Origin of the sequence: Gordonia sp. i37, from assembly GCF_002043085.1 — a bacterium.
Taxonomy (GTDB): domain Bacteria; phylum Actinomycetota; class Actinomycetes; order Mycobacteriales; family Mycobacteriaceae; genus Gordonia; species Gordonia polyisoprenivorans.
Genome location: NZ_MVPX01000215.1, coordinates 23,964 through 33,722 on the forward strand (window position 1 = coordinate 23,964; position 9,759 = coordinate 33,722).

Consider the following 9,759-nt stretch of genomic DNA (forward strand, 5'->3'; position numbering starts at 1 on the left):
CCCGCCGACGTAGAAACCTCGCACCGGACATCAGCCCACACGCACCCACAGACACCCATCAAGGAATCAATCGTGAGCACACTGGAAATCCGTGACCTGCACGTCGACGTCGCGCAGAGCGACGCCGACGCCGAACCCATCCACATCCTCAAGGGTGTCGATCTGACCGTGAGCTCCGGCGAGACGCACGCGATCATGGGGCCCAACGGATCCGGCAAGTCGACGCTGTCCTATGCCATCGCCGGGCACCCGAAGTACCAGGTGACGCAGGGCTCGATCACCCTCGATGGCGAGGACGTCCTGGAGATGAGTGTCGACGAACGCGCGCGTGCCGGACTGTTCCTGGCGATGCAATACCCCGTCGAGGTGCCCGGCGTGTCGATGTCGAACTTCCTGCGGACCGCGGCGACCGCGGTGCGCGGTGAGGCCCCCAAGCTGCGCCACTGGGTCAAGGAGACCAAGGAGGCGATGACCGCCCTGGAGATCGACCCGTCCTTCGCCGAACGCAGTGTCAACGAGGGCTTCTCCGGTGGCGAGAAGAAGCGCCACGAGATCCTGCAGCTCGACCTGCTCAAGCCGAAGATCGCGATTCTCGACGAGACCGACTCCGGCCTCGACGTCGACGCGTTGCGCGTGGTCAGCGAAGGCGTGAACCGCTACAAGGAGTCCGAGAACGGCGGCATCCTGCTGATCACGCACTACACCCGAATCCTGCGCTACATCAAGCCCGATCACGTCCACGTGTTCGTCGGGGGACGCATCGTCGAATCCGCGGGCCCGGAGCTCGCCGACGAACTCGAGGACAACGGCTACGTACGTTTCACCTCGGCGGCCGCGAGCCGCTGACCTGGCGCACGACGCCGGGTCTGTGAAAGGAGCACTCGTGACTCTCTCCGCAGACGCCGTCGGGTCCGGGACCACCGGCCTCGACATCGCCGCAGTGCGTGCGGATTTCCCGATCCTGGCGCGCACCGTCCGGGACGACAAACCGCTGGTGTACCTCGACTCCGGGGCGACCTCGCAACGGCCTCTGCAGGTTCTCGACGCCGAGCGTGAGTTCCTGACGACCCGCAACGCCGCGGTCCACCGCGGTGCGCACCAGCTCGCCGAGGAGGCGACCGACGCCTACGAGGCCGCCCGGGAGACCATTGCCGGTTTCGTCGGTGCCGCCCCCGACGAGATCGTGTTCACCAAGAACGCCACCGAGGCCCTGAATCTGGTGACCTACACCCTCGGCGATGACCGCAGCGCCGATGTCCTGGGTGGCCGCGCACTCGGTGAGGGTGACACCGTCGTCGTCACCGAACTCGAACACCACGCGAATCTCGTTCCCTGGCAAGAACTCTGCCGCCGCACCGGTGCCACCTTGAAGTGGTACGGGGTCACCGGCGGCGAATCGGCCGACGCGGGACGGATCGATCTGGACTCACTGGACCTCGACGAGACCGTCAAGGTGGTGGCGTTCACCCATCAGTCCAACGTGACCGGTGCGGTCGCCGACATCGCCGAACTCGTACGCCGTGCGCGTGCGGTGGGTGCGCTGGTGGTCCTCGACGCCTGCCAGTCGGTGCCGCACATGCCGGTCGACTTCGCCGCACTCGACGTCGATTTCGCGGCCTTCTCCGGACACAAGATGTTCGGACCGTCCGGTGTCGGCGTGCTCTACGGCAAGCAGGCGTTGCTGAATGCGCTGCCGCCCTTCCTCACCGGTGGATCGATGATCGAGACCGTGTCGATGGAGATGTCGACGTACGCGCCCGCACCGCAACGGTTCGAGGCCGGTGTACCGATGACCTCACAGGTCGTCGGCCTCGGCGCGGCGGTCGACTACCTGCGGTTGCTGGGCATGAACGCCGTTGCCGCACACGAGCACTCACTGGTCGAGCGGGCGTTGTCGCAACTCGGCGAGATCGGTGGCCTGCGCATCATCGGCCCGACCACCACCACCGACCGCGGGGGAGCGGTGTCGTTCGTCGTCGACGGAATCCACGCCCACGATCTCGGCCAGATCCTCGACGACGAGGGAGTCGCCATCCGGGTCGGCCACCACTGCGCGTGGCCGCTGCACAAGCGGTTCGGTGTCGCCGCAACCGCACGCGCGTCGTTCGCCGCATACAACACCCTCGACGAGGTCGATGCGCTCGCCGCAGCGATCCGCAAGGCGCAGAACTTCTTCGGGGTGAATGCCTGATGCGGATGGAGCAGATGTATCAGGACGTGATCCTCGATCACTACAAACATCCGCACGGCCGTGGTCTGCGCGAGCCGTTCGGCGCCGAGGTCGCCCACGTCAATCCGACCTGCGGGGACGAGGTGACCTTGCGGGTCGCCCTGAGCGACGACGGCACCACCGTCGCCGACGTCTCCTACGACGGACAGGGCTGTTCGATCTCCCAGGCCTCGACGTCGGTGCTCTACGACCAGATCGTCGGGTTGCCGGTCGAACAGGCGCTGGCGACCGTCGACTCGTTCAACACGATGATGACCTCGCGCGGCAAGGATGACGGCGACGAAGACGTCATCGGCGACGGCATCGCCTTCGCCGGCGTGAGCAAGTATCCGGCCCGGGTCAAGTGCGCCCTCCTGGGATGGCTGGCGTTCAAGGACGCGTTGGCACGATCGGTCGAGGCACTCGAATCGCAACCAGCATCGCAAGGAGCGGAGACAGCATGAGCATCAATCCCGACGCGGGCGACGTCGACACCACAGCCGGTGACCCGGCGCCGACCGGCCCGAGTACGTCGCTGCCGCAATTCGACGACGTCGAAGAGGCCATGCGCGATGTCGTCGACCCCGAACTGGGCATCAACGTCGTCGATCTCGGACTCGTCTACGGCATCGAGATCACCGACGACGCCGTCGCGAAACTCGACATGACGCTGACGTCGGCGGCGTGCCCGCTCACCGATGTGATCGAGGATCAGACCCGCGGTGCGCTGGTCAACAGCGGACTGTGCACCGAGGTCGAGATCAACTGGGTCTGGCTGCCGCCGTGGGGCCCGGACAAGATCACCGACGACGGCCGCGAGCAACTGCGCGCCCTCGGGTTCACCGTCTAGCGGCCGGTGACCGGACCGGACGGCGGTGAGCCCGCATCCACCGGACCCGAGGGACACTTCCGACGGGTACGGCGGTGGCGTCCGCAGCGTCACGAGTCACGGGTCGAGAAGATGATCCGCGAGGCGACCGAGCGTGGCGAGTTCGACAATCTGCCCGGAATGGGTAAGCCGCTCAACCTGTCCGGACTCGATGACCCCGATTGGTGGGCCAAGCAGAAGATCCGCGACGAAGACCTCGACTCGACCGCACTGTTGCCACCCACCCTGCAGCTGCGCAAGGAGCGCGACACCTTCCCGGAGTCGTTGCGCGGCATCGCCGACGAAGGCGTGGTCCGGACGATCCTGACCGACTTCAACACCCGGGTGAAGCAGGACCGGTTGCGTCCGAGCGTGGGCCCGGCCTCACATCTGGTGTGCCGCACCGTCGACGTCGAGGAGATGATTGACCGCTGGCGGCTGTTGCGACACAGTTGACCGGCCAAAACCGTTTGCCCCCACCGATAGTGTGGTCGGCGTGTTGATGACCCTGGAAGTACGTGGTGGACCGGACGGCCCGGCGACCGACGTCGGGTACCTGCTGCACAAGCATCCCGATCGGGTACAGCGGTTCCCGACCAGCCAGGGCGTGGCCACCGTCTTCTACCCGATCGCCGACGACGACCGGTGCCGGGTCGCGATGCATGTCGACGGCATCGGCATCCGTCCGACGCGCGATTCCGGGACATCGCGATACGTCACCGCCGTCCCGTACGAAGCGTCCACCCGCATGGTGGTCGCTCTGGGCAAGGTGTTCGGTGACGCACTGGCCGGACGCTGCCACCAGCGGCCCGAGCTGGTCGACCGAGCGTGGGACCTCACCGTGCGCGCCGCTGCGGTTCCGTGCCCCGGTGGCCCCGACAACGTGAGTGCCGAGGATCTCTTCGAGCCGCTCGGTTGGACCGTCGAGATGACACGCGAGGCGCTGGTGCCGGTGGAATGGGGGAATTCCGACCACGGGGTGCTCACCGTGCGCGGATCGTTTCGCGTCGTCGACGCCCTGCGGCATCTCGCCGTGCTCCTGCCGGTTCTCGCCCGCGTCAAGCACTACTTCGTCGACGACGCCGAGATAGAGAAGTTGGTGCGGCTCGGTGACATGTGGCTGCCCGCTCACCCGCACGCCGCGGCCATCACCCGCGCCTACCTGAAGGATCTGCCAGGTTTGGCCGACCAGGCGATCACCATGGTGTCCGGATCGGGTGAGCCGACCCCCGACGTCAGCGAGCCGGGGAACCGGTTGTCGCACACAAGGGCCCAGGAGGTCATCGGACTGCTGTCGGCCTCCGGTGCGCGGTCTGTCCTCGATGTCGGGTGCGGTGAGGGGCGACTGTTGGCCGAACTGGCGGCGCAGACCCCGATTCCGAGGCTCGCCGGTGTCGACGTCTCGTCCGACGCACTGCACCGTGCGGCGCGACGGTTGGAACTCGTGCGGCAGGTCGAGCTCTGGCAGTCGTCGCTGATGTACGCCGATCCGCGCTGCTCCGGATATGACGCGGTGGTGCTGATGGAGGTCATCGAGCACATCGACCGAGGGCGGCTGCCGGTGGCGATGGCCTCGGTGTTCGACGACATGGCCCCGGCCACCGTCGTCGTGACCACGCCCAACCGCGAGTTCAATGCCCGTTACGGGTTGGCCGCCGGCGAATTGCGTCACCCCGATCACCGTTTCGAGTTCGACCGTACGGAGTTCGCCGACTGGTGCGCGGAGGTCTCGGCGGAGTTCGACTACACCCATGTCCGTGGCGGAATCGGTGACCGGGACGCCGAGGCGGGGTCGCCGACCCAGTACGCCGTGTTCACCCGCACCGATCCCGCGCGATCTGCGGAGGGAGTGACACCATGACCGTCCTCGAGATCCCCGACCTGTGCCTGGTGGTCATGGTGGGAGTGTCCGGCTCCGGCAAGTCCACCTTCGTTCGCCGTCACTTCGACACCACCGAGGTGCTGTCGTCGGATGCCTTGCGCGCCATGGTCGCCGACGACCCCACCGATCAGTCGGCCACCGCCGATGCCTTCGCGGTGCTCTCCGACGTCGCCGGACGGCGTCTGCGTCGCGGACTGTTGACCGTGGTCGACGCGACCTCGCTGCGTCCGGAGGACCGTCGGGTGCTGCTCGACCTCGCACGCGAGGCAGACGTCTTCGCGGTCGCCATCATCCTCGACGTCCCGCGCGGCGAGCTCACCAGGAGAGCATCGGTCACCGGCACCGACGAGGGGGTCCTCGCACGGCAGTACAACCTGCTGCGCAACAGTCGAAAAGTGCTGCGCAAGGAAGGGTTCCGGTACGTCCATCATCTCGACGGAGTCGCCGAGATCGACGCCGCCCAGGTCGTCCGAACACGCCTGTACCACGACAAGCGCGATCTGCACGGGCCGTTCGACATCATCGGCGACGTCCACGGATGTGCCACCGAACTCGTCGACCTGCTGCGCGCCCTCGACTGGGTGGTCGAGGTGGGTGACGATGGCCGGGTCCGCGGCGTCCCCGAACACCCGCAGGGCCGCACGGCGGTCTTCGTCGGCGATCTCGTCGACCGTGGTCCGGACAGCCCGCAGGTCATCGCGGTGGTGCGGGCGATGGTCGATGCCGGCCGCGCACTCTGCGTGCGCGGCAACCACGAGGAGAAGCTGGTGCGGTTGCTCCGCGCCGGACCGGGCAATGGGCGCGGGTCAGGTGGTGCCGAGATCCGCGCGCGACACGGCGCCGACCTGACGTTGGCGCAGCTCGCACAGACGACCGACGAGTTCCGCACCGAGGCAACGGAGTTCCTCGACGGTCTGATCACCCAGCTCGTGCTCGACGACGGACGACTCGTCGTCGCGCACGCGGGGCTCGCCGAGCGCTTCCACGGACGCACATCGGGGCGGGTCCGCAGCGCGGCGCTCTACGGTGAGACCACCGGTGAGACCGACCGCTGGGGATTCCCGGTGCGGATCGACTGGGCCCGGAACTATCGCGGGCAGGCGCAGGTCGTGTACGGACACACTCCGGTACCGCAGGCGGCGTGGGTCAACAACACGATCTGCATCGATACCGGATGCGTGTTCGGAGGCGCGTTGACGGCGGTGCGTTACCCGGAGCGGGAGGTCGTGTCGGTGCCGGCACGGGCGACGTACTTCGATGCCGGACGCCCGCTCGGTTACGGGCACAGCGCTGCCGACGACCGCGTGCGGGCACGGCTGAGCCTTGCCGACGTCGTCGTAAAGCGCTCCATCCGAACCGGATACGGGCCACCGGTGTCGATTCGCGCCGAGAATGCGGCGGCAGCACTCGAGGTGATGTCGCGATACTCCGTCGACCCACGATGGTTGCGTTACCTGCCGCCGACGATGAGTCCGATCGGCTCCGATCGCGACGATCTCCTGGAGAGTCCCGGCGCCGCATTCACGTTCTTCCGCGAGCAGGGCATCTCGAGAGTGATGTGCGAGGAGAAGCACATGGGGTCGCGCGCGATCATGGTGCTCACCGCCGACAAGGACACCGCGTTGCGCTGTTTCGGGGTGCGCGGTGGCAGTGGCGCTCTGTACACGCGTACCGGTCGGCCCTTCTTCGACGGCTCCGACGAGCACGCGCTCCTCGCGCGGGCGCGCACCGCGGCCACTGGGTTGTTCGACCGGCTGGACGCGACGTGGCTGATCCTCGACGCCGAGCTGCTGCCGTGGAACATCAAGGGCGAGAGCCTCGTTCGTGAGGAGTTCGCCGAGATCGCCGCGGCCGGCCGGGCCGAGAGCGCGGTGCTGCAGAGCGAACTGGCCCATGCACAGGCCCGCGGCCTGGCGGTGGACGCCGATCTCGATGCCCTCGGGCGTCGTCGAGCCGACCTCGGCGCGTTCACCGACGCCTACGCGGGCCATGTGCACCCGGGCGCCGGAATCGACGACGTTCGTATCGCGCCATTCGAGGTGCTGGCCTGCGGGGGTGGCTCGGCGGGGGAGATGACCCTCGAATCACGTTCGCACGCATGGCATCTCGACACCATCGCGACCCTCGCCGATACCGACGACGGAGTGTTCACCCGAACCCGCCACCGCGTCGTCGACGTCCATGATCGGCGCTCGTGCGCGGCTGCGGAACAGTGGTGGGCGGATCTGACATCGACGGGTGGCGAGGGGATGGTCGTCAAACCGTTCGCCAATGCGGCGGTGCGCGACGCTGCCGGACGTATGCCGCCGGCCGGGGTCAAAGTCCGTGGGCGTGAGTACCTGCGCATCGTCTACGGACCGTCGTACCTTGATGGCCTGGCACGCTTGCGATCTCGCGATCTGCGGCACAAGCGGTCGATGGCAGCGCGTGAGTATCGGCTGGGTCGTGAGGCCCTGGCCCGTCACGTGGCGGGAGCCCCGCTCTGGCAGGTGCACGAGTGCGTCTTCGGGGTGCTGGCGTTGGAATCCGAACCCGTCGACACCCGCCTGTGAGCACTCACACATGTGCCCCGTGAGTACTCACATCATGTGTTCGGGATGGATGTGGGTGGGCATCAGCTGCAGCATCGACATCCGGAAGGCCATCTCGCGGCGGTTGTCGACGAGTTCGGAATACAGGTCGGTGAGGGCGGCGTCGCCGAGATTGTGCGGCCCCACCACGCGATAACAGGAAGGGTTGAAGCTGCCAAACCACAGCTGGATGAACAGCTTCGGGTTGGTGAGCATCATCCGCATCGGGATCAGGCACCCGATCTCACGTGCGAGGGCGTCGAGGTAGAGCACCTGGGACGGGATCGCTTCGGTGTGCCGAGGGCTCAATGCCGTCCAGTACTCCTCCCACTCCTTCTCACGCCCGATACGTTCGTCGATGTCGGCGGGCGGGGTGAGTGCGCCGCTGAGCACCCGGGCGAAGTAGCGTGCCTGCATCTCCGCGCACACCGGGATTCCGCCGGAGAACGGACGCACGAAGCCGATGAAGGCCACCGTGCCCTGGTGCTCCGGATGCAGGAAGTGCTTGTACAGGTTGCGCACGTTGCCGTCTTTGACCTGTAGGTCGCCGATCGACAACGACTCCTTGGTGAAACCGGTACACAGCACCACCGTGTCGTACTCGGCGGAGGTTCCGTCGCCGAAGGTGATCGTGGTGCCCTCCGAGTGAGAGAGCCCGCGGTCGTTGAGTGTCACCCGGCCGCTCACCAGGTGCGGGATGAAACTGACGTTCTTGCAGAAGATGGTGCGTTGTGCCCAGCTGCCGTCGGGATGCGACCGTCGATTCCAGGTCCGGATCAGTTCGAAGTTCGCGTTGTCGTGCACGGTGCCCACGTCGAGTTTGGGCGGGAACATCGGCTCGCCCATCGGATTCAGTGCAGACTTCGGTGGGCGGCGGGCGGGAACGAGTCGTTCGGTTGCCACCCGGACCGCGCCGAGCGCGGTCGTCACCACCCCGAGGACGACCGAGACCGCGAGGAAGACGGCCTTGGCGATCGTGCTCGTTCCCCAGAACGTGTCGAGGACGAACGGCTCGTCGCTCGAGCGGCGCAGCATCTCGTGGTGATGCGACCGGACGGTCCCGTGGTCGGTGGTGCGGTCGCCGTTCATGATCCTGGGCAGCAGGTAGTTGTAGGAGCGGATCGACAGCGTCGCCGCGGCGGCGACGTCACCCACCTCGCGCACGATGTCGGCACCGGACTCGGCGAGCCCGACGATCAGGACGCGTTTTCCACGAAAACGTTCGTTGTTGCGGTACTCGCTGGAGTGCACGATCTCCCCGGTGAATCCCTCGAGCTCGGCGATGTCGCGATTCGGCGTGGCGAACGGCCCCGAGCACACCGCGACCGCGTCGAACCTTTCGGCACGAACGGCTCCGGCGGCGTCTCCGGCGTCGCGTACATCGACCCGCCACGTCGTGCCGTCACGGGTGACATCGACGACCTCATGACCGGCTCGGATGTGCTCGAGCAGACCGAAACGTTCGGCGTATCCCTTCAGGTAGTCGAAATATTGTGCCCGCGAATAGAACTCGCGCTCACCCCGACTGCCGTCGCTGACGTGGGGATGATCGGAGTAGGCCATCAGCTTCATCGAGATGGTCAGCATCAGGGTGTCGTAGGCCTTCATCTGCGCGGCGTCCGCGCCGTCGGCGTCGCGCAGCCAGATCCCGCCGACATCCGGATTCTTCTCGAAACAGACCACCTCGTGGCCTTCGTCGAGGAGTTGTTTGATGGTCGTGAGACCGCACGGACCGGCGCCGACCACGCAGACCTTCATGGGATGTCCTTCGAGATGCGAGTCGGGGCCCTGCCGCCGACACCCGGCACCGGATTGGTGTTAGGCGAGGCTAACATTAGTTGCAGGGCGCCCTCAAACCGCGCGACGAACCGGGGACCAAGGTCCCGCGAGAACCATGATGGTCACGCCGATCAGGTGCGGCCGCGCATCGTTCGTCGTACGAGGGTGGTACGGGTGGGCTGATCGAGAGCCGCGAACACCCGGCGCATCGCGGCAAGGGTGCCCGTGAGATCTGCGCGTTCGCTCAGGTAGCTGCGCTGTGACTCGAGCGGCAACGCGAGAAAGGCGTCGAAGAACCGAACGGTTTGCACGGGGTCGAGACCCAGTAGGACCGCGGCCCCGCGCAGGCGCAGACGCCACACCTGCCGTGCACGCCACGGCCACAACACTTCCGAGGCGTCCTCGTCGTCGGCGACCGCCCGTGCTGCGGTGTCGGCCCACCGCAGCGCGG

General features: G+C 67.0%; 8 protein-coding genes and 1 pseudogene. 7 read left to right on the forward strand and 2 right to left on the reverse strand.

Going from position 1 to position 9,759, the window contains the following annotated elements; all coding sequences use genetic code 11:
* The first annotated feature begins 72 nt into the window (after positions 1-72).
* The 7 genes from sufC to B1964_RS09940 are packed head-to-tail and all read left to right on the forward strand — an operon-like array spanning position 73 to position 7,511.
* On the forward strand, positions 73-846 hold the full coding sequence (gene sufC / locus B1964_RS09910; protein ID WP_006370317.1) for a Fe-S cluster assembly ATPase SufC: 774 nt from the start codon (positions 73-75) through the stop codon (positions 844-846).
* Positions 847-883: 37 nt separating this feature from the next.
* Positions 884-2,191, forward strand: coding sequence for a cysteine desulfurase (locus B1964_RS09915; protein ID WP_079929637.1), 1,308 nt, complete (start codon positions 884-886; stop codon positions 2,189-2,191).
* On the forward strand, positions 2,191-2,673 hold the full coding sequence (sufU, locus tag B1964_RS09920; RefSeq protein ID WP_006370319.1) for a Fe-S cluster assembly sulfur transfer protein SufU: 483 nt from the start codon (positions 2,191-2,193) through the stop codon (positions 2,671-2,673). Before B1964_RS09915 ends, sufU begins: the two co-directional genes overlap by 1 nt.
* Complete coding sequence (locus B1964_RS09925; protein WP_006370320.1) at positions 2,670-3,059, forward strand: metal-sulfur cluster assembly factor; 390 nt, start codon at positions 2,670-2,672, stop codon at positions 3,057-3,059. The genes sufU and B1964_RS09925 overlap by 4 nt, the downstream gene beginning before the upstream one ends.
* A gap of 6 nt (positions 3,060-3,065) precedes the next feature.
* Positions 3,066-3,533: a DUF1992 domain-containing protein gene (locus tag B1964_RS09930; protein WP_006370321.1), complete on the forward strand. Its 468-nt coding sequence runs from the start codon at positions 3,066-3,068 to the stop codon at positions 3,531-3,533.
* A gap of 40 nt (positions 3,534-3,573) precedes the next feature.
* Positions 3,574-4,938, forward strand: coding sequence for a 3' terminal RNA ribose 2'-O-methyltransferase Hen1 (locus B1964_RS09935; protein ID WP_079929644.1), 1,365 nt, complete (start codon positions 3,574-3,576; stop codon positions 4,936-4,938).
* On the forward strand, positions 4,935-7,511 hold the full coding sequence (locus B1964_RS09940; protein ID WP_079929638.1) for a polynucleotide kinase-phosphatase: 2,577 nt from the start codon (positions 4,935-4,937) through the stop codon (positions 7,509-7,511). Before B1964_RS09935 ends, B1964_RS09940 begins: the two co-directional genes overlap by 4 nt.
* Positions 7,512-7,538: 27 nt before the next feature.
* Here the strand turns inward: B1964_RS09940 and B1964_RS09945 are convergent, their stop codons facing one another.
* Entirely contained in the window at positions 7,539-9,287 is a 1,749-nt protein-coding gene (locus B1964_RS09945) for an NAD(P)-binding domain-containing protein (protein ID WP_079929639.1), read from the reverse strand.
* Between the two features lie 152 nt (positions 9,288-9,439).
* A pseudogene (locus tag B1964_RS09950) lies at positions 9,440-9,759 on the reverse strand (lycopene cyclase); the annotation flags it as partial.

What these genes read in the sequence shown, in the direction of transcription:
- sufU (WP_006370319.1), top strand. Translation starts at nt 2,191, where the DNA reads ATGCGGATGGAGCAGATGTATCAGGACGTGATCCTCGATCACTACAAA.
- B1964_RS09925 (WP_006370320.1), top strand. Translation starts at nt 2,670, where the DNA reads ATGAGCATCAATCCCGACGCGGGCGACGTCGACACCACAGCCGGTGAC.
- B1964_RS09940 (WP_079929638.1), top strand. Translation starts at nt 4,935, where the DNA reads ATGACCGTCCTCGAGATCCCCGACCTGTGCCTGGTGGTCATGGTGGGA.
- B1964_RS09945 (WP_079929639.1), bottom strand. Translation starts at nt 9,287, where the DNA reads ATGAAGGTCTGCGTGGTCGGCGCCGGTCCGTGCGGTCTCACGACCATC.